An 18,115-nucleotide genomic window follows, 5' to 3' on the forward strand; every position below is an offset into this window, starting at 1 on the left:
CGCACCCTTCGTTCGTCCGGTCGAGGCCCGTTCATGAATCCTGCTTTCACGCTGACGCTCGACGACGGCGCGGTCCAGATCGAAGGTTGCGCGGTCCGCATCGAACCGGGCTTGACCAAGGCAGCGGCAGCGAATGCATTCGCCCGGTTCTACAAGAGCGCCGTCGATCACAAGAACGGCTACGAGTGGATCTATCTCGACGGCCTGTCATTCGGCGGCGTGCCGGGCGCGATGGCGCTGTGTTTCCACGAAGGCCTCATTCGCGAGATCAACTGGAGCGCCGACGCGCCGGGCGGCCAGCTCGAGGATGGCTGGCCGACGCAGGAGGCCATCGACCGCGAGATCGCGTTCGTGCGCCGCGTGCTGGCGAAGCTGATGGGCGAGAAGACGTTTTCCGGACACCGGAAATTCGCCTGGGGCGAACTCTGGTCCACGTTCGATGCGAAAGGCTTCACCGCCAGTTCGGGCCTTCGATACAAGGCGGGCGCGGCTCCCGCCTGAGGGCGGGTCGTGGCGCGTCGTTCCTCGGCGGCCGTGCGCGGCCCCTCCTGCACCTTGCGTCTCCAGGTTCCACCCGGGGAACCGCGCGACTGACGCCGGCAAAAAAAGCGTGTAATCCTTGGCCTTCGTATCAGGCACAAAGGACAGCACGATGGAACACACCGAAGACTTCTACATCGACGGCGCCTGGGTGCGCTCCGCTTCGAACAAGACGCATGACGTCATCGATCCTTCCACGGAGAAGGTCATCGCGACGATCCGCATGGGCACGGCCGAGGACGTGGATCGCGCGGTGAAGGCGGCGCGCAAGGCCTTCGAGACGTTTTCGCAGACCACGCGCGAAGAGCGCGTCGCATTGCTGCAGTCGATCCTGAAGGTCTACAAGCAGCGCATCCCCGACGTGGCGAAGGCGATCTCGTCCGAGATGGGCGCGCCGATCGACCTTGCCAACGGCGCACAGGCGCCGTCGGGCCTCGGGCATCTGTACGCGGCCATCGCGGTGCTCAAGGAGTATCCGTTCGAGGAGCTGCGCGGCACGACGATGATCACGCGCGAATCCTTCGGCGTGTGCGGCTTCATCACGCCGTGGAACTGGCCGATCAACCAGATCATGTGCAAGGTCGCGCCCGCGATCGCCGCCGGCTGCACCTGCGTGCTCAAGCCCTCGGAGATCGCACCGCTCAATGCGATCCTGTTCGCCGAAATTCTCCACGAGGCCGGCGTGCCCAAGGGCGTGTTCAACCTCGTGCACGGCGACGGGCCGACCGTCGGCGAGGCGCTGGTGTCGCATCCGGAAGTCGACCTCGTGTCGTTCACGGGTTCGACGCGCGCCGGCGTGCAGGTCGCCAAGCGCGCGGCGGATACGGTCAAGCGCGTGGCGCAGGAACTGGGCGGCAAGTCCGCCAATCTGATCCTCGACGATGCCGACATCGAGCGCTCGGTGAAGAGCGGCACGCTGCACATGATGCAGAACAGCGGCCAGTCCTGTAACGCGCCCTCACGCATGTTCGTGCCGCGTGCGCATTATGAGAAGGCGGTCGAGGTTGCGAAGAAGACGGCGGAATCGGTGAAGGTGGGGCCCGCGTCGGAAACCGGCATCGCGATGGGCCCGCTCAGCAGCAAGCTGCAGTTCGAGCGCGTTCAGGGTTTCATCGAGAAGGGCGTCGCCGAGGGCGCGCGCGTGGTCACCGGTGGTCCGGGACGCCCCGAAGGTCTCGACAAGGGCTACTTCGCGCGGCCGACCGTGTTCGCCGACGTGCGTCCCGACATGACGATCAGCCGCGAGGAAATCTTCGGGCCGGTGCTGTGCATGCTGCCGTACGACACCGAGGAAGAAGCCATCGCGATGGCCAACGACACGCAGTACGGCCTGTCCGGCTACGTGTCGTCCAAGGATCTGCAGCGCGCGCGTCGCGTGGCGTCGAAGCTGCGCACCGGCATGGTCCACATCAATGGAGCGGCGCTCGATCCGTCCGCCCCGTTCGGTGGCTACAAGCAGTCCGGCAACGGGCGCGAGTGGGGCGAAGCCGGATTCGAGGAATTCCTCGAGATCAAGGCCGTGATGGGTTACCAGCCAGCCGAGAAGAAGGCCTGACGCGGCAGGTCCCGCTCATCCTGGTCGCCTCACCACGGAGTCTCGTGGTGAGGCGTATCGAGGACGGCCGTGCCTCGATACGCCGCGGACCGTCGCCGTTGGCTACCCGTAACGGACGGCGGGCGAAACCGGCGCTCTTTCCAGGCTCACGGTGTGGTCGGTAGCGCGGCAGGGTGGGCGAGATAGGCGTTGAGACGGTCCTGGAACTGGCCGCCGTCGGTCGTGATGTCGGTCTGGTTGTCCTGCCCCGCGCCGAATACCGCGACGGCACCGCCGACGGCGACGAGCCGCGCGGCGTTGTTCAGAAAATACCGGACGCGATTGTCCCGGAAATGCTTTGTCGTGCCGAACGAATTGGACGGTACGCCCAGCGGCGTCTGCCACCACACGATCGGCAGGCCGCCGATGCCCTCGTGGTACTGCCGGGTCTCGTCGAGGTGAGTCTCGAACGCTGCATCGTTCCAGTACGGATTGATCTCGGGGCGGCCCGTGCACGCGCCGTCGCTGGAGAGAGCCTCGAAGCAGCCGGCATCGCGATCCAGGGTCTGCTTCACGATGAAGTCGGCGTTCTGCGCCCCGATGCGGTTCATGAACTGCACGGTGTTTGCCGTGCCGGCCCCGAAATCGCCTGGCGGAAATCCGACGAGCGCCTTGGGTGCCCGGTTGCGGGCGATTCGCAGCAGACACTGCGCCACGCCGACGGCGGTGTTGGGCAGGCTCGTGCAGTCGGACGTGACGTTGACCCAGGCGAAACGCTGGTTCGGATCGTTGGCGGTCGCCTGGTTCTGCACGTAGCCCCAGAAGTCGGGTTCCAGGTTCACGAGGACCGGCTTGTTGTAGACCGCGAGGCGATCGAAGAGCAGGACGACGTGGCTCCAGTAGTAGCGCATCAGGTCCTTGGAATCGAGCGTCGACAGAACGCCGTCGCCGCTGAGGGCCATGGCATAGAGCGTGAACATCGGAACCGCGCCCACACTGTCGGCCTGCTGGGTGACGATATCCACGTAGGTGCCAGGCGGGCTGTCGAACTCGGTCCAGTTCGCTCCGGGACCGAAGTCGGGCAGGTAGCGTTCGAACACGTCGATGGAGAGGCGCTGCGATATGACATCGGACGTGGCGGTGCCACCCAGGCCCACCAGCAGGCGATTGGATGATCGGCCCATCGCGGCAACCAGTGCCGAAGCCGAAGGGTCTCCGGTGACCGGCGGCGGCGTTCCGCCCGAATCGCCCCCTCCACCACCGCCTCCGCAGGCAGCTACGATCAGCGCGAGGCCCAAGCCATAAAGAAGACGACGCATCGAAGATCCTCGGTGACCGGTTGGCCGAACGCAGGGGGCGCGCGACGCGTGGCCCGTCGATCGATTGGGGACAAGCATATCCTGCTGCTCGTGCGCCGCCAGGGGTCCCGGGGCCGCGAGAGGGGTGGAAGGGGCCATTGGGCCGACGATGGAACCGGGTCCGGATGGGACCGTTCGAGGAGCATGTTTGCGTGGCGCGTGGATGGGGCAAGGAAGAAGATTTCGAGGATGCCGAGGACGGTAGCGAGCGGTTTCGCGAAGCGCCGGCCAAGGCATCGCCGTACGTCACGACCGAGGGCTATGCACGCCTGAAGGCCGAGTACGAGGAACTCTGGAGCGTGCGTCGGCCCGAGACGGTGCGCGCGCTCACGGCTGCCGCGGCCGAAGGCGACCGCTCCGAGAACGCGGAATACCAGTACCGCAAGAAGGAGCTGCGCGAGATCGATCGCCGCGTGCGCTATCTGCAGAAGCGCATTCCCGATCTCAAGGTCGCCGGGCAGAAGCCGGCGCGTCCGGAGCGTGTGTATTTCGGAGCGGTGGTGGAACTGGCGCCCGAGCAAGGCGACCCGAAGACCTACCGGATCGTCGGCCCGGACGAGACGGATGCGACGCAGGGACGCATCAGCATCGACTCGCCGCTGGCGCGTGCGCTGTTGAACCACGAAGTCGGCGACGTGGTGCTGGCGAAGCTGCCGGGTGGGGCCATCGAGTTCGAGATCCTGTCGGTCGGTTATCCCTGAGTCGGTCGATGGGGTCCGGGCAAGATCCGGCCCGCCGGCGCCGGCGGTGCTGCAGCGGGTGGACGCCGACGACCCGCCGGCGCATTTGTTGATCGGCACCGACACGCCGCGTTTCGCCAAGCCCGGGATTGCCGCTGGATCCCCGAGGAGTCACGGGCTGCGCGCGGGCTACGGGTGCGGCCTCAAGTTCCGCCGCGGCGCGCCGATAACCCTGATACAGCGACGCCGGGAATCCGGCGCCAGATTGCTGGAACAGGAGTTGCTCGAAGCCGGGGGTACCGACTCCGCCCCCCGCGCATGTCCGAGATCGACGTCCGTAGCGTTCTGTCACAGATCCGCGCCCTGCAGACGCAGGCCACTGCGGCTTCGCGGCCCGCCACCCCTGGCACCGAAGTCGCGCCGGCTTTCGGCCGCGTGATGGCCGCGGCGATGGACAAGGTCAGCCTGACGCAGGCGACCGCCGCGGACCTGCAGACGAAGTTCCAGCTCGGCGATGCCAACACGGACCTGGCGTCGGTGATGCTCGCCTCGAGCCGCGCGCAGGTGGAATTCAAAGGCCTGGTGGAGACGCGCAACCGCATGGTGCGCGCCTACCAGGACATCATGAACATGCCGCTCTGAGATCTGATCCGTGGCCGCCCTCGACACGCCTCAGTCCCAGCCTCTCTCCGTGCCGATGCACCTGCGTGCGCTCAAGGAGCTTCCGATCGTGCGGCAGGTGCTGCTGCTCATCGGGCTGGCTGCCGCGATTGCCGGCGGCATCGCGATCTTCAGTTGGTCGCAGCAGCCGGGCCGCACGGAGCTGTATCCCGATCTCGCTGGCCAGGATGCGTCGGCCGCCGCCGAAGCGCTGCGCGCCGCCAACATCGACTACGAATTGGACCCGATCACCGGCAGGCTGACGGTGGACGGCTCGAAGGTCCACGAGGCGCGGATGCTGCTCGCCTCGCAGGGCCTGCCTCGCAGCGCCGACAGCGGCTTCGAGACGATGCAGCAGGACCCAGGCATGGGCATCAGCAGCTTTCTCGAAGGCGCGCGCTACAACCACGCGCTCGAAACGGAACTCGCGCGCAGCGTCGGCCGGCTCGCGCCGGTGAAGGGCGCGCGCGTCCATCTCGCGATTCCCAAGGCCTCCGCGTTCGCGCGGCCGGGCGATGGTGCGAGCGCCTCGGTGCTCGTCGAACTGCATCCGGGCCGCAGCCTGGAGGCCAACCAGGTGCAGGCGATCGTGCACATGGTGGCGTCGAGCGTGCCGAGCCTGGTCCCCGCCAAGGTCACCGTCATCGACCAGTTCGGCCGCCTGCTCAGCGGCAAGGACAACGACGAGCTCGCGGTTTCCGCCGAGCAGTTCGAGCACGCGCGCCGTGTCGAAGCGGATTACGTGCGTCGTGTCGAATCGCTGCTGGTGCCGATCACCGGCGCGGGCAAGGTCAGCACGCAGGTTTCCGCCGATCTCGATTTTTCGGTGACCGAGGAAGCCAAGGAAACCTACGCGCCGGACAAGACCGTGGTGCGCAGCGAGCAGACCAGCGAGCAGACCACCAGCGGCCCCGGCGGCCCGCAGGGCATCCCGGGTGCCACGTCGAACCAGCCGCCGCAGCTGCAGCCGCAGCTTCCGGTGAACCAGTTGCTCGACCAGCCGGCGACCGCGGCCGTGCAGCTGCCGACGAACCAGTCACGCAACGCGACGCGCAATTTCGAAGTCGATCGCACGCTGTCGCATACGCGCCAGGCCGTCGGCCGCCTGAAGAAGCTGTCGATCGCGGTGCTGGTCGACAACCTGCCGCGCCCGGACGGCAAGGGCGGCATCGTCGTGCAGCCGCTGGCCGCCGAGGATCTGAAGAAGATCGAGTCGCTGGTCAAGGACGCGGTCGGTTTCGACGAGACGCGCGGCGATCGCGTGAGCGTGCAGAACGTCAGCTTCCTGCCTGCGGCGACGGTGGACGCCGAAGCCGAAATGCCGATCTGGCAGCGCCCGCAGGCCCAGACGCTGATCCGTCACGGCTTCGGCCTGCTCGCGATCCTCGTGCTGATCTTCGCGGCGCTGCGACCGGCGCTGAAGGTGTTGCTCGCACCGCCGGCGCCGCCGGTGGTGCCGGTGATCGGCGGTGTGCTGGTGCGCGACGACCAGGATGAAACCGGTGGACGTTCCGCTTCGGGCCGCGGCGCCAAGCGCGCTCGCGCGGACGAAGAGGAAGAAGAGGGGGAGGTGATCGACACCGCCGGACCCTACGAGAAGAAGCTGGCTGCGGCGCGCAACGCGGTGGGCCAGGACCCCAAGCGCGTCGCCCAGGTCGTGAAGTCCTGGCTGGCCGAAGAAGGAGCGAGCTGACATGGCTGACGGAACCCCTGGACCCCAAGCGCAGCCCGCGATCCCCGGGCCCGAGCGCGCGGCGATCCTGCTGATGTCGCTGGGCGAAACCGAAGCGGCCGAGGTGCTCAAGCACATGGGTGCCAAGGACGTGCAGAAGGTCGGCCAGGCGATGGCCGCGCTGAGCAACGTCTCGCGCGATCGTGCGGCCGTCGCGCTGGAAAGCTTCGTGCACACGCTCAACAGCCAGACCTCGCTGGGCGTGGGCGCCGATGATTACGTGCGCCGCGTGATGGTGGGCGCGCTCGGAGAAGACAAGGCCGCAGGCCTGATCGACCGCATCCTGCTGGGCCGCAACAGCAAGGGCCTGGAAGCGCTCAAGTGGATGGAAACGCGCGCGGTCGCCGACCTGGTGCGCAACGAGCATCCGCAGATCGTCGCCATCGTTCTTGCGTACCTGGACTCCGACCAGGCCGCCGAGGTGCTGCTGCTGCTGCCCGAGCGCATGCGTGCCGACGTGCTGATGCGCATCGCGCGACTCGACGGCATCCAGCCGGCCGCGCTGCGCGAACTCGACGAGATCATGGAGAAGCAATTCTCCGGCGGAAACAACCTCAAGTCGTCGAGCGTCGGTGGCGTCAAGAAGGCGGCGAACATCCTCAACCTGATGGACTCGACGTCCGAGCAGGCGATCAGCGGCCGCATCACCGAGGCCGATTCCGAGCTGGGCAATCGCATCCAGGAACTGATGTTCGTGTTCGACGACCTGGGCAGCGTCGACGATCGCGGCATCCAGACGCTGCTGCGCGAGATCGGCACCGAGACGCTGGGCATGGCGCTCAAGGGCGCGGATGCCAAGGTCAAGGAAAAGATCACGAAGAACATGTCGCAGCGTGCGGCCGAGATGCTGATCGAGGACATGGAGGCCAAGGGCCCGGCGCGCGTCGCCGACGTCGAGGCCGCGCAGAAGGAGATTCTCGCCGCGGCGCGGCGCCTGGCCGAGGCCGGCACGATCGTGCTGGGCGGCAAGGGTGAGGAAATGATGTGAGCGCGGTTCCGGATTCCGCGAACGGCTTCGCCTCGATCCTGTCGGCCGAGGCCTACGCGGCACAAGCTGCCGCGTGGACGCTGCCGAATTTCGACGAGGGACTGCGACGCAAGAACACGCCGCCGCCGTCGGCGGCGCATCTCGAGGACCTCGAGGCCGAGGCCGCGCGCGAAGGTCACGAACGCGGCTACGCGGACGGCTACGCCCAGGGCCGCGAGCAGGGCATGGCGGCCGTCGCGGCAGAGGCGCAGCAACTTCGCGCGGTGCTCGCGCACATGGCCGCGCCGGTGGCCGAACTGGACGCCAAGACCGAGCAGGCGCTCGTTGCGCTGATGCTCGAACTCGCGCGTCGGCTGGTGCAGCAGGAACTGGTTGCCGACCCCGCCAAGATGCTCGGCATCGTGCGCGACGCGGTCAGCCACCTTGCGCAGCCGGTGCGCGGCCTGCGCGTGCGCCTGCATCCGGACGATGCCCGCGTCGTCGGTGAACACCTGACGTCCGAGGACATCGGCGAGAGCTGGACCCTGGTGGCCGACCGCAAGATGATGCCCGGCGACTGCATCGTGGAATCCGACACCTCGCGCGTGGATGCGCGCCTGGATACGCGGCAGGCGCAGCTGGCGCAGCGGTTGCTGGGGGATCCGGCATGAAGAACTTTTCCTTTTCTGGTGTCCAGGCGTTTTCACCGCAAAGGCGCAAAGGGAAAAGAGAGGACGCAGAGAAAATCAACAAGAAAACCTTTGCGACCTTTCTTTTCCCTTTGCGCCTTTGCGGTGAAGACTTTTCGGGGACCGCATGAACGCCTTCGCTTCCATCCGCAACGCACGTCTGCTGCGCACGCTCGAAGACCGCACGCGTCGCGCGCGCGAGCACGACACCGTCGTCGTCGAAGGCACGCTCAAGCGCGTCGTCGGCCTGACGCTCGAAGCGGCAGGCCTGAACATGCAGATCGGTGGGCGTTGTCGCATCGACGCCGCGGATCATTCGAGCATCGAGGCCGAGGTCGTCGGCTTTTCCGGTGACCGCACCTTCCTGATGCCGGCCGGCGACATGCATGGCCTGCTGCCCAACGCGCGCGTCGTGCCGTTGACGCGTCGCGCCGAGTTTCCGGTCGGCGACGGGCTGCTCGGGCGGGTGCTGGATTCCGAAGGCCAGCCGCTCGACGGCCTCGGCCGCCTGCGCGACATCACGCGCAAGTCGCTGCGCGCGACCAGCATCAATCCGCTGTTGCGCGAGCCGATCCGCGAGCCTCTCGACGTCGGCGTGCGTGCGATCAATTCCCTGCTCGCCGTCGGACGCGGCCAGCGCCTGGGCCTGTTCGCCGGCACGGGCGTCGGCAAGTCGACCTTGCTCGGGATGATGACGCGCTTCACGCAGGCCGACGTCGTCGTCGTCGGGCTGGTCGGCGAGCGTGGCCGTGAAGTTCGCGAGTTCATCGACAAGAACCTCGGTGCCGAAGGTCTCAAGCGCGCCGTCATCGTCGCGACGCCGGCGGACCGCCCGCCGCTGCAGCGCATGCGCGGGGCCTGGCTGGCGACGTCGATCGCCGAAGCCTTCCGCGATGAAGGCCGGCACGTGCTGCTGCTGATGGATTCGCTGTCGCGCTTCGCCCAGGCGGCCCGCGAGATCGGGCTGGCCGTGGGCGAGCCGCCGACGACGCGTGGCTATCCGCCGTCGGTTTTCGCGCGCCTGCCGGCTTTGGTGGAACGCGCCGGCAACGGCATGCCGGGCGGCGGTTCGATCACCGCGGTCTACACGGTGCTGACCGAGGGCGACGATCCGAACGATCCGATCGCCGACACCGCGCGCGGCATCCTCGACGGCCACATCGTGCTGTCGCGTTCCGTCGCGGACGCGGGGCTGTATCCGGCCGTGGACATCGAGGCCTCGGTATCGCGCGTGGCCACCGACATCACGACCCCCGCACAGCAGGCGGCCGCACGCCGCTTTCGCCAGCTCTACTCGGCGTATCGCCAGAACCGCGACCTCATCGCGATCGGCGCGTACCAGAAGGGCTCGGATCCGCGCGTCGATGCCTCGATCGCCGCCTGGCCGGCCATGGAGGCCTTTCTTCAGCAGAACGCGGAGGAGGGCGCCGGGACGGTCGAGAGTCACGCCCGTCTGGCTACGCTTTTTGGACCGCCTGCTTCCGGTCCGGTGCCGCCGGCCGCCGCGCCCGCCGCACCCCGATAGGTCGCCGCACCCCATAACAGGACCCCACACAGAAGGATCCCGACATGACGATGAGCACCCAGCGCCTCGACGTGCTGACCCGCCTCGCCGAATCGCGCACCGGGCAGGCCGCCGAGGAAGTGGCCCGCAGCCGCAGCGGACTCAACGAGCAAGAGAGTCGCCTGCTCGAACTGCGCCGCTACGTCGAGGAATACCGCGCGCGTCCGTTGCCGCAGAAGCCGGGGCTGATCGCGAATCGCGAACTGTTCCTGGCGCGGCTCAGCGAGGCGGAACGCCAGCAGTCGCGGACCGTCGAGGCGGCCGCCCAGACGTTGCGCGAGTCCACGAAATGCTGGCTCGAGCGCCGTGCCGGGCAGCGCAAGTTCGACGTGCTGCAGGTCGCCGCAACGCACCGCGAGGCGCGTGTCGCCGAAGAGCGTTCGCAAAAGCAGCTCGACGAATTCGGCACGCTCGCGTTCGGCCGGTCGCCCGATCTGTCGTCCAACTGAGGGACCGATGGACGCTCCACCGATCAACGCGGCGGCGGTCGCGACGCCTTCTCCGACGGCCCTCCCTGGAACGCCGGGCGCGCTGCCGGTCTGGAGTCCGCTGTCGACCGGACCGGCGAAGCCTGCCGATTTCGCATCCGACTTGGCGCACCTGATGGCGCTGCTGACACAGGGTGGCGGCGAATCTTCCGATGCCGAATTGCCGACGCTGTCGGAGCGATCCGCGCCGGCCGCTCCGGCGGGGTCCGAAGACGCCGTGTCTTCGTTGTGGGCCGAACTCGGCCTGAGCCTGCAGCGCGAAGTGCCGCCGCCGATCGCAGGCGTCCCCGCACCCGCGGCGCCTGCGACGGCGGGTGGCGCGCTCGAAGCTGCGACGTCATCCGCGTCGCCGGCAGCACCGAATCCGCTCCTCGCGGCCGCGCCCGGATCCTCTGCCGGCGACATCGCGGTCGCGACCGAAACGGACACCGATGTGGACGCGATCCAGCTGATGGCCGCCGGCGGCGCCTCGCAGGCGCCGTCCGACGACGCGCCTGCACCGACGATCCAGAATCTGGCTTCTCTCGCGGCCCTGGCTCCCGCGGAGCCGCTGCGTCATGCCGCTGTCGCCTCTCCGCCGCCGCCGGCGGCCGTCGACATCCTTCACCCTCAGGCGCCGCAGCAGCTGGCCGAGACCGTGGCCTGGCACGTGGGCAAGGGCGTGTCCGAAGTCCGGATACGGCTCAATCCCGAAGAGCTCGGGCCGCTCGACATCCAGCTCAAGCTCGACGGCGACAAGGTCAGCGTGCGTTTCGACATGGCCGACAGCAGCGTGCGTGATGTCGTGCAGACCTCGCTGCCGAGCCTGTCGTCGCTGCTCTCCGCGCGGGGGCTGCAGCTCGATCAGGCCCAGGTGTTTTCACAGAGCCGCGGTCATGGAACGCCGCAGCATCCGCAGTCCTCGCCCTCGTCGTTCGCGCAGCAGAGTGCGGAAGGCAACGCAGAAAATCCGGTCGTCTCCGCGGTGCGCACGTTCGTGCGTCGCGGCCTGCTCGACGATTACGCCTGACGACCGTAGCCCGGGCGAAGCCCGGGGCTGCGCTCCGGATGCGAGGGGAACCCCGGGCTTCGCCCGGGCTACGGAGCAGACGGCGTAGGCTGGGATGGAGCGCAGCGAATCCCAGCGTCGCGTTTGGGAGTCACCTTGTTGCTGGGATTCGCTACGCTCCATCCCAGCCTACGGGGCGCTTCAGCTTTTCGAGATGCCGTCGTACAGCGCGATGTATTCCTGTGTCACGCGGTGCGATGCATCCAGATGCACCAGCGGCCGATGCTGCTCGTGCGATTCACGCACCCGCACCGAGCTCGACAGCGTCTGCGGCAGCACCGGCAGCTTCTCCGCACGCAGTTCCTCGATCATCCGCGTCGGCAGCTTGGCGCGCGGCTGGAACTGGTTGACGACGATGCCTTCGACTTCGAGATCCTCGTTGTGGTCGGCACGCAGTTCCTGCAGGTTCTCGAGCAGCGTGTAGAGCGCCTGGCGTGCGAACTCGTCGCAGTCGAACGGAATCAGCACGCGGTCCGCGGCGATCAGGGCCGAGCGCGAGAAGAAGTTGAGGGCGGGCGGCGTGTCGATGAACACGGCGTCGTAGCCCTTCAGCTTCTTGAGCGCATCGCGCAGCTTGTAGATCTTCTGCTTGGCTTCGAGCTTGACGATCAGCTCCTCGAGTTTCGGACTGGACACCACCACGTCGAGATTCTCGAAGCCGCTGCGCGTCGCGTACGACGCGAACGCCGGCGCCTGCAGGCTGAACGACAGCGTGGATTCGAAGAAGTCCGCGATGCTGCGGTCCGCCGAGCGCACACCGGCGCCGAGCAGGTACTGCGAGGCATTGCCCTGCGTGTCGAGGTCGATGACGAGCGTGCGCAGGCCGCGGCTGGCGGCGATCGCCGCGAGATTGCAGACGATGGTGGTCTTGCCGACACCGCCCTTCTGGTTGAACACGACGCGGCGCATGTGCGGCTCCGGATTTCGAAGCGCGGGATGCTAGCGGATCGATCTGCCCCGGGATACCGCGCAAGGTGCAGCAAAACTAGATGTCGCGGGCGTCGATCGACAGGGCGTGGATGTCGGTCTGCATCATGTCGCCGAGCGCGGCGTATACCGCGCGATGGCGGGCGATGGGATTGAGTCCCTTGAACGCGGGCGAGACGATCTTCAGTCGAAAATGACCGCGTCCGGTGCTCGCACCGGCATGGCCGGCATGCAGGTGCGACTCGTCTTCCAGGCTCAGCGTCGCGTCGGGAAAACCGCGCAGCAGGCTCTCGCGGATGCGCTCGATGCGCGTCACAGACTCAGCTTGATGAAGGGGCGCACTTCGACCGTGGCGTAGACGCCGGCCTTGCTGAACGGATCGGCGTCGATCCAGGCGCGCGCTTCTTCCAGGCTGCCGAATTCCGCCACGATCAGGCTGCCGCAGGCGCCGGCTTCCATCGAGGGCGCATCGACCTTGGGGAACGGACCGACCATCGCGATGCGGCCCTGGTCGTGCAGCGCCTTGACGCGCTCCAGGTGGGCCGGGCGGTTGGCGGCGCGCTTGGGAGCGGAATCGGGGGCGTCGGTTCCGAAGATGACGTAGAGCATGAGGGGCTTATCCGGCTTTGGGCGGCGCTTCATCCGTCTGCATGTAGCGCGACAGGAAGGGCAGGTGGGCGAGCATGAACACGAACATCAGGCCGGTCACGCCGAAGGTCTTGAACAGGCCCCAGGCACGGTCGTCGAAGTTGTGCATCACATAGAGATTGAGCACCGCGACGACGACGAAGAAACCGGCCCAGGCCAGGTTCACGCGACGCCAGACGCTGTCCGGCATCACCATCACCTGCTGCGGGATGCGCTGCAGCAGCACCTTGTCGCCGATGAAATGGGAGCCCACGAACACCAGCGCGATGATGCCGTTGACCACGGTGGTCTTGTACTTCACGAAGCTCGAGTCGTGGATCAGCAACGTGGCGCTGCCCAGGATCAGCACCACGACGGCGCTGAACGTATGCAGCTTGTGCGGCTTGCCATCGCGCCACCAGTACCAGGCCGCGAGCAGGACCAGCGAGGCCATCAGCACGGCCGTGGCCTTGTAGATGTCGCCCAGGTACAGCGCCGCGAGGAAGAGTCCCGCGGGCAGCATGTCGATCAAGGATTTCATTGGGGCATTATAGGAGGCTGTCCGCCCGGGAAAGGTTCGCCTCGGCATTCAGCCCGCTCACAGGACCGATCAGGAAGATGCACACGTGGCCGACTGGTACGAGATCCACCCGGTAAATCCGCAGAAGCGCACCTTGGCGCAGGTCGCCGTGCGCCTGAGGCAGGGAGCGGTCATCGCGTATCCGACCGACTCCTGCTACGCCCTGGGGTGCCAGCTCGAGGACAAGGACGCGACCGAGCGGCTGCGCAAGATCCGCCAGTTCGATCGCCATCACCAGTTCACGCTGGTGTGCCGCGATCTGTCCGAGATCGCCACCTACGCGCGGGTCGACAACTGGCAGTTCCGGATGCTGCGCCAGCATACGCCCGGGCCGTATACCTTCGTCCTCAACGCGACCAAGGAACTGCCCCGGCGCGTGGCGCACGAGAAGCGCAAGACCATCGGCATCCGCATTCCGGAGCATGTGGTCGCGCAGGCCCTGCTGGAGACGCTGGGCGAACCCCTGATCAGCTGCACGCTGATCTTCCCCGGCGAAACCGACCCCGTGGCCGAGCCCGGCGACTGGCGCGCGGCGCTCGATGCGGCCGTGGATGTTGTCATCGACGGTGGGCATTGCGGCACCGAGCCGACGACGATCGTCGACCTGAGCGGCGAGGCGCCCGTCCTGGTCCGCCAGGGGAAGGGCGATACGGAGCGGCTGGGACTCTGAGCCCGAGGCAGTCGTAGCCCGGACGAAGTCCGGGGTTCGCCCCTTGAAAGAGTAAAGAAGCCCCGGGGCTTTTCCCCTCCACGGGCCAGGTCCCCGGACTTCGTCCGGGCTACGGTGGAGGCGGTCGCCGACCGCATAACGGCCGATTGCGCAGCCCCGGCCCGGCTCGATGGGCGATAATGGGCGATGCCCGATTTTTCTCTCCTGGCCCAGCAGATCGCGATCTGGGCCGTGCCGGTTCTGCTCGCCATCACCGTGCACGAGGCCTCGCACGGATTCGTCGCCCGACACTACGGCGACGATACGGCTGCGCGTGCCGGACGCCTGACACTCAACCCGATCAAGCACATCGATCCGATCGGCACGGTCGTGCTGCCGCTGGTGCTGCTGCTGTTCGGCAGTCCGTTCCTGTTCGGTTGGGCCAAGCCGGTGCCGGTGAACTTCGGCAACCTGCGCTCGCCGCTGCGCGACATGGCGGTCGTCGCCGCCGCGGGCCCCGCCTCCAACCTGATCATGGCCTTCGGCTGGGCGGCGATCCTGTGGGCGTATCTGACGATGGGCGCCGCGCCGGGCGGCTGGACCTTGCTGCGCGACATGTGCATCGCGGGCGTCGGCATCAACGTGATCCTGATGGTGCTGAACCTGATTCCGCTGCCGCCGCTGGATGGCGGCCGCATCGCCGTGGGCCTGCTGCCGCGTTCGCTGGCCCTGCCGCTGTCGAAAGTCGAACCCTGGGGGATGGTGATCCTGGTCATGCTGCTGGCCACCGGCGTGCTCGGGCAGGTTCTCTCGCTGCCGCTGTCCCTCGTCGAAGGCCTGATCTACCAGTCGATCGGCATCAACGTGACCGAATCCTGATCCATCGCATGAGCCCCATCGCCGCTTCCTCCGCCCAGTGCCCCGTCGTCCTTTCGGGGATCCAGCCGTCCGGCCGCCTGACGCTGGGCAATTACCTGGGCGCGATCAAGAACTGGGTGCCGCTGTCGGACACGCACGACTGCCACTACATGCTGGTGGACCTGCACGCCATCACCGTGCGCCAGGACCCCAAGGTCCTGCGCGATCGCTGCTTCGAATTCATCTCGCTGTACCTGGCCTGCGGCCTGGATCCGGTGAAGAACGTGCTGTTCGTGCAGAGCCACGTGCCGGCGCACGCGCGCCTGTCCTGGGTGCTCAACTGCTACACGCAGATGGGCGAACTCAGCCGCATGACGCAGTTCAAGGACAAGAGCGCGAAGAACGTCGACAACATCAACGCCGGTCTCTTCGACTACCCGGTACTGATGGCGGCCGACATCCTGCTGTACGACGCCACCGGCGTGCCGGTGGGCGACGACCAGAAGCAGCACCTGGAGCTGACGCGCGACGTCGCCATCCGCTTCAACAACGCGCATGGCACCAAGGAGAAGCCGATCTTCGTGGTGCCCGAGCCGATGATCCCGCCGGTGGGCGCGCGCATCATGGGCCTGCAGGATCCCACCGCGAAGATGAGCAAGTCCGGCGACGCCGAGACCGACGCGATCTACCTGCTCGACCCGCCGGACACGATCACGCGCAAGCTCAAGCGCGCGGTCACCGACCTGGGCAGCGAGGTGCGGTTCGACATCAAGGAGAAGCCCGGCATCTCCAACCTGATGTCGATCCTGGCGGCTACCACGGGACAGTCGATCGACGCCATCGGTGCTGCGTACAACGGGCAGGGCTACGGCAAGCTCAAGGGCGCGGTGGCCGAGGCGGTCGTCGAATGTCTCAAGCCCGTGCAGGAGCGTTACCAAGCCCTGCGCGCGGACGAAGCCGGCCTGATGCGCGTGCTGCGCGACGGCGCGGCCCGCGCACAACTCAAGGCCGACGCCACGTTGAAGCGCGTGCACGAGGCGCTCGGGTTCATTCCCGAATGAAGCTGCGTCTGATCGAGATCGGTGCGGATGGAACGCCGGCGCGTTGCCCCGGCACGATTCCGCCGGCGGGCCGTGACGTGCTCGAGGGCACGGCGAACCTCTACGAAGCCACCGGTTTCCATCCGCCGTGGATCGGCTATCTGGCCGATCGTGACGGCGACGTCGTCGGCGCCTGCGCGTTCAAGGCGCCGCCGCAGGATGGACGGGTGGAGATCGCCTACATGACGTTTCCCGAATACGAAGGTCGCGGCATCGCCGCCGAGATGGCGCGCCAGCTGGTGCAGGTTGCGCGGAGCGCGGACCCGGCACTCACGGTGATCGCGCAGACGCTGCCGCAGGAAACCGCATCGACCGCCATCCTGCGCAAGCAGGGCTTCACGTTCGAAACCGAAGTGCAGCATCCGGATGACGGTCTCATCTGGCAGTGGATGCTGACGCCGGAGCAGCGCGCATGAACGAATCCGACGCGGTGGTCGAGAGCCCGGCGGATCTGCCGCTGGCCGGTGACGCCGACCGCCATGTGAAGGTCAACGGCCAGCCGCTGGAGAAGATGCCGGAGGATCTGTACATCCCGCCGGATGCGCTCGAGGTGTTCCTCGAAGCCTTCGAAGGGCCGCTCGATCTGTTGCTGTACCTGATCCGGCGCCAGAACCTCAACATTCTCGACATCCCGGTCCTCAAGATCACGCAGCAGTACATGCAGTACATCGGGCTGATGCAGGACATGCGGCTGGAGCTCGCGGCCGAGTACCTGCTGATGGCGGCGCTGCTGGCGGAGATCAAGTCGCGCATCCTGCTGCCGCGGCAGATGACCGAAGAGGAAGACGTCTCGGATCCGCGCATGGAGCTGGTGCGCCGGCTGCAGGAATACGAGCGCTTCAAGACGGCGGCCGAGACGCTCGACGGGCTGCCCCGGATGGGGCGCGAACTCCATCGTGCATCCGCACGTCCCGAAGTGATTCCCAGCGACGCGCCGCTGCCGCGACCGGGTTTGCGCGAGTTGATGCTGGCGTTTCGCGAGGTGATGCTGCGTGCGGAATTGTTCACGCGTCATCAGGTCACGCGCGAGCCGCTGACGGTGCGCGAACGCATGACGCACATCCTGGAGCGCGTGAGTGCCGGCACGGCTCGATTCGCCGATCTGTGCGATCCCGAAGAGGGCCGCATGGGCGTCGTGGTGTGCCTGCTGGCGCTGCTCGAGATGGTGAAGCTGTCGATGATCGACCTCGTGCAGGACGGTCCGTTTGCGGAATTGATGATTGGGGCGGCCAAGCCGCGCGAATACGTCGAGGTCAGCCAGGAACTCGACGATGACTTCAACAGCCAGTGAGGCCCGACGTCTCCGCCAGCGGAGAGCCGGACCCGAGATCGGAAGATCCAGATGAACGACACCCCGCCTGAAGAAGACGCGAACCAGGCCGAGCTTCCGGTCTCGGAAGCCGCGACCGATCCTGCCGTTCTGACGCGCCTCGAGCACATTCTCGAGGCGCTGCTGCTGGCGTCGGATTCGCCGCTGTCGCTCGAACAGCTCTCGCGCCTGCTCGGGCCCGAGCTGGGCGTGACCAAGAAGGACCTGCGCGCCGCGCTCGACCAGCTCGCCGAGCGCGTCGCCCACGGCGCCACCGAACTGCGCGAAGTCGGCAGCGGCTTCCGCTTGCAGGTGAAGGCCGACTACGCCGAGTGGGTCGGCCGCCTGTGGCAGGAGAAGCCGCCGAAGTATTCGCGCGCGCTGCTCGAGACGCTGGCGTTGATCTGCTATCGCCAGCCGATCACGCGTGGCGAGATCGAGGACGTGCGTGGCGTCGCCGTGTCGACGAACATCCTGCGTACCCTGCTCGAACGCGGCTGGATCCGTGAGCTCGGCGTGCGGGAAGTGCCGGGTCGTCCGGCGCTGTTCGGCACGACGCATCAGTTTCTGGACGACTTCAATCTGCGTTCGCTCGACCAGCTTCCTTCGCTGCCCGAGATCAAGGATCTCGATCAGCTCGACGTCGCGCTCGCGCGACTCGGAGAAGCCGCGGAGCAGGCGGTGGCAGGTGCCGCTGCCGAAGCAGAGGACGAAGCCGCTGCGGTGACCGATGCCCCGGCGACGGAGTCGGCTGCGCCGGACGACGTTCCCTCCAACACCCGACTTCACTGAGTACGCCGAACCC

Annotated in this window: 22 protein-coding genes; 17 read left to right on the top strand and 5 right to left on the bottom strand. The window is 67.2% G+C overall.

Features of this window, described 5'->3' with window-relative positions; genetic code table 11:
- The first annotated feature begins 33 nt into the window (after positions 1 to 33).
- Positions 34 to 501, top strand: a complete 468-nt coding sequence (locus tag DFR24_RS00490) for a hypothetical protein (protein ID WP_133879399.1) — start codon at positions 34 to 36, stop codon at positions 499 to 501.
- A gap of 151 nt (positions 502 to 652) precedes the next feature.
- Positions 653 to 2,095, top strand: coding sequence for an aldehyde dehydrogenase family protein (locus DFR24_RS00495; protein ID WP_133879400.1), 1,443 nt, complete (start codon positions 653 to 655; stop codon positions 2,093 to 2,095).
- Positions 2,096 to 2,241: 146 nt separating this feature from the next.
- Here the strand turns inward: DFR24_RS00495 and DFR24_RS00500 are convergent, their stop codons facing one another.
- Positions 2,242 to 3,393, bottom strand: coding sequence for a hypothetical protein (locus DFR24_RS00500; RefSeq protein ID WP_210772588.1), 1,152 nt, complete (start codon positions 3,391 to 3,393; stop codon positions 2,242 to 2,244).
- Between the two features lie 191 nt (positions 3,394 to 3,584).
- Between DFR24_RS00500 and greB the strand changes: the two genes are divergently transcribed.
- From greB to DFR24_RS00540, 9 genes are all read left to right on the top strand, one after another.
- Complete coding sequence (gene greB, locus DFR24_RS00505) at positions 3,585 to 4,133, top strand: transcription elongation factor GreB (RefSeq protein ID WP_246051453.1); 549 nt, start codon at positions 3,585 to 3,587, stop codon at positions 4,131 to 4,133.
- Positions 4,134 to 4,430: 297 nt separating this feature from the next.
- Positions 4,431 to 4,754: a flagellar hook-basal body complex protein FliE gene (fliE, locus tag DFR24_RS00510; RefSeq protein WP_133879402.1), complete on the top strand. Its 324-nt coding sequence runs from the start codon at positions 4,431 to 4,433 to the stop codon at positions 4,752 to 4,754.
- Between the two features lie 10 nt (positions 4,755 to 4,764).
- Positions 4,765 to 6,465 carry a flagellar basal-body MS-ring/collar protein FliF gene (fliF, locus tag DFR24_RS00515; protein ID WP_246051455.1) on the top strand — a complete coding sequence of 567 codons (1,701 nt, stop codon included), beginning with the start codon at positions 4,765 to 4,767 and terminating at the stop codon, positions 6,463 to 6,465.
- Between the two features lie 40 nt (positions 6,466 to 6,505).
- Positions 6,506 to 7,492 (top strand): flagellar motor switch protein FliG, encoded by a 987-nt coding sequence (fliG, locus tag DFR24_RS00520; RefSeq protein WP_162851164.1) that lies wholly within the window; start codon positions 6,506 to 6,508, stop codon positions 7,490 to 7,492.
- Complete coding sequence (locus DFR24_RS00525; protein WP_133879404.1) at positions 7,489 to 8,142, top strand: FliH/SctL family protein; 654 nt, start codon at positions 7,489 to 7,491, stop codon at positions 8,140 to 8,142. The genes fliG and DFR24_RS00525 overlap by 4 nt, the downstream gene beginning before the upstream one ends.
- Positions 8,139 to 8,291, top strand: coding sequence for a hypothetical protein (locus tag DFR24_RS24260; protein WP_162850950.1), 153 nt, complete (start codon positions 8,139 to 8,141; stop codon positions 8,289 to 8,291). Before DFR24_RS00525 ends, DFR24_RS24260 begins: the two co-directional genes overlap by 4 nt.
- Entirely contained in the window at positions 8,288 to 9,685 is a 1,398-nt protein-coding gene (gene fliI / locus DFR24_RS00530; RefSeq protein WP_133879405.1) for a flagellar protein export ATPase FliI, read from the top strand. The genes DFR24_RS24260 and fliI overlap by 4 nt, the downstream gene beginning before the upstream one ends.
- Positions 9,686 to 9,729: 44 nt before the next feature.
- Positions 9,730 to 10,173: a flagellar export protein FliJ gene (locus DFR24_RS00535; protein WP_133879406.1), complete on the top strand. Its 444-nt coding sequence runs from the start codon at positions 9,730 to 9,732 to the stop codon at positions 10,171 to 10,173.
- Between the two features lie 7 nt (positions 10,174 to 10,180).
- A complete protein-coding gene (locus DFR24_RS00540; protein ID WP_133879407.1) occupies positions 10,181 to 11,221 on the top strand; it encodes a flagellar hook-length control protein FliK in 1,041 nt (346 codons plus the stop codon).
- A gap of 180 nt (positions 11,222 to 11,401) precedes the next feature.
- On the opposite strand, the gene DFR24_RS00545 is transcribed toward DFR24_RS00540, so the two are convergent.
- From DFR24_RS00545 to DFR24_RS00560, 4 genes are all read right to left on the bottom strand, one after another.
- Positions 11,402 to 12,169 (bottom strand): ParA family protein, encoded by a 768-nt coding sequence (locus tag DFR24_RS00545; RefSeq protein ID WP_133879408.1) that lies wholly within the window; start codon positions 12,167 to 12,169, stop codon positions 11,402 to 11,404.
- Between the two features lie 76 nt (positions 12,170 to 12,245).
- Entirely contained in the window at positions 12,246 to 12,503 is a 258-nt protein-coding gene (locus tag DFR24_RS00550; RefSeq protein WP_133879409.1) for a BolA family protein, read from the bottom strand.
- Complete coding sequence (locus DFR24_RS00555) at positions 12,500 to 12,796, bottom strand: YciI family protein (RefSeq protein WP_133879410.1); 297 nt, start codon at positions 12,794 to 12,796, stop codon at positions 12,500 to 12,502. Before DFR24_RS00555 ends, DFR24_RS00550 begins: the two co-directional genes overlap by 4 nt.
- Positions 12,797 to 12,803: 7 nt before the next feature.
- A complete protein-coding gene (locus DFR24_RS00560) occupies positions 12,804 to 13,355 on the bottom strand; it encodes an inner membrane-spanning protein YciB (protein ID WP_162850951.1) in 552 nt (183 codons plus the stop codon).
- An 85-nt stretch (positions 13,356 to 13,440) separates the two neighbouring features.
- On the opposite strand from DFR24_RS00560, the gene DFR24_RS00565 reads away from it, so the two are divergent.
- The 6 genes from DFR24_RS00565 (at position 13,441) to scpB (ending at position 18,102) form a co-directional block, all read left to right on the top strand.
- Positions 13,441 to 14,064: an L-threonylcarbamoyladenylate synthase gene (locus tag DFR24_RS00565; RefSeq protein WP_133879412.1), complete on the top strand. Its 624-nt coding sequence runs from the start codon at positions 13,441 to 13,443 to the stop codon at positions 14,062 to 14,064.
- A 186-nt stretch (positions 14,065 to 14,250) separates the two neighbouring features.
- A complete protein-coding gene (locus tag DFR24_RS00570; protein ID WP_133879413.1) occupies positions 14,251 to 14,922 on the top strand; it encodes a site-2 protease family protein in 672 nt (223 codons plus the stop codon).
- An 8-nt stretch (positions 14,923 to 14,930) separates the two neighbouring features.
- On the top strand, positions 14,931 to 15,962 hold the full coding sequence (gene trpS, locus DFR24_RS00575; protein WP_133879414.1) for a tryptophan--tRNA ligase: 1,032 nt from the start codon (positions 14,931 to 14,933) through the stop codon (positions 15,960 to 15,962).
- Positions 15,959 to 16,417 carry a GNAT family N-acetyltransferase gene (locus DFR24_RS00580; protein WP_133879415.1) on the top strand — a complete coding sequence of 153 codons (459 nt, stop codon included), beginning with the start codon at positions 15,959 to 15,961 and terminating at the stop codon, positions 16,415 to 16,417. Before trpS ends, DFR24_RS00580 begins: the two co-directional genes overlap by 4 nt.
- On the top strand, positions 16,414 to 17,292 hold the full coding sequence (locus DFR24_RS00585) for a segregation and condensation protein A (protein WP_133879416.1): 879 nt from the start codon (positions 16,414 to 16,416) through the stop codon (positions 17,290 to 17,292). The genes DFR24_RS00580 and DFR24_RS00585 overlap by 4 nt, the downstream gene beginning before the upstream one ends.
- 51 nt (positions 17,293 to 17,343) lie before the next feature.
- Positions 17,344 to 18,102: an SMC-Scp complex subunit ScpB gene (gene scpB / locus DFR24_RS00590; protein WP_133879417.1), complete on the top strand. Its 759-nt coding sequence runs from the start codon at positions 17,344 to 17,346 to the stop codon at positions 18,100 to 18,102.
- Positions 18,103 to 18,115 lie beyond the last annotated feature (13 nt).

The organism is Panacagrimonas perspica (genome assembly GCF_004364935.1).
Taxonomy (GTDB): domain Bacteria; phylum Pseudomonadota; class Gammaproteobacteria; order Nevskiales; family Nevskiaceae; genus Panacagrimonas; species Panacagrimonas perspica.

What these genes read in the sequence shown, in the direction of transcription:
- scpB (WP_133879417.1), top strand. Translation starts at nt 17,344, where the DNA reads ATGAACGACACCCCGCCTGAAGAAGACGCGAACCAGGCCGAGCTTCCG.
- DFR24_RS00500 (WP_210772588.1), bottom strand. Translation starts at nt 3,393, where the DNA reads ATGCGTCGTCTTCTTTATGGCTTGGGCCTCGCGCTGATCGTAGCTGCC.
- DFR24_RS00535 (WP_133879406.1), top strand. Translation starts at nt 9,730, where the DNA reads ATGACGATGAGCACCCAGCGCCTCGACGTGCTGACCCGCCTCGCCGAA.
- DFR24_RS00555 (WP_133879410.1), bottom strand. Translation starts at nt 12,796, where the DNA reads ATGCTCTACGTCATCTTCGGAACCGACGCCCCCGATTCCGCTCCCAAG.
- trpS (WP_133879414.1), top strand. Translation starts at nt 14,931, where the DNA reads ATGAGCCCCATCGCCGCTTCCTCCGCCCAGTGCCCCGTCGTCCTTTCG.
- DFR24_RS24260 (WP_162850950.1), top strand. Translation starts at nt 8,139, where the DNA reads ATGAAGAACTTTTCCTTTTCTGGTGTCCAGGCGTTTTCACCGCAAAGG.
- fliE (WP_133879402.1), top strand. Translation starts at nt 4,431, where the DNA reads ATGTCCGAGATCGACGTCCGTAGCGTTCTGTCACAGATCCGCGCCCTG.
- DFR24_RS00495 (WP_133879400.1), top strand. Translation starts at nt 653, where the DNA reads ATGGAACACACCGAAGACTTCTACATCGACGGCGCCTGGGTGCGCTCC.
- DFR24_RS00540 (WP_133879407.1), top strand. Translation starts at nt 10,181, where the DNA reads ATGGACGCTCCACCGATCAACGCGGCGGCGGTCGCGACGCCTTCTCCG.
- DFR24_RS00545 (WP_133879408.1), bottom strand. Translation starts at nt 12,169, where the DNA reads ATGCGCCGCGTCGTGTTCAACCAGAAGGGCGGTGTCGGCAAGACCACC.
- DFR24_RS00570 (WP_133879413.1), top strand. Translation starts at nt 14,251, where the DNA reads ATGCCCGATTTTTCTCTCCTGGCCCAGCAGATCGCGATCTGGGCCGTG.
- DFR24_RS00490 (WP_133879399.1), top strand. Translation starts at nt 34, where the DNA reads ATGAATCCTGCTTTCACGCTGACGCTCGACGACGGCGCGGTCCAGATC.
- DFR24_RS00560 (WP_162850951.1), bottom strand. Translation starts at nt 13,355, where the DNA reads ATGAAATCCTTGATCGACATGCTGCCCGCGGGACTCTTCCTCGCGGCG.
- fliI (WP_133879405.1), top strand. Translation starts at nt 8,288, where the DNA reads ATGAACGCCTTCGCTTCCATCCGCAACGCACGTCTGCTGCGCACGCTC.
- DFR24_RS00585 (WP_133879416.1), top strand. Translation starts at nt 16,414, where the DNA reads ATGAACGAATCCGACGCGGTGGTCGAGAGCCCGGCGGATCTGCCGCTG.
- DFR24_RS00580 (WP_133879415.1), top strand. Translation starts at nt 15,959, where the DNA reads ATGAAGCTGCGTCTGATCGAGATCGGTGCGGATGGAACGCCGGCGCGT.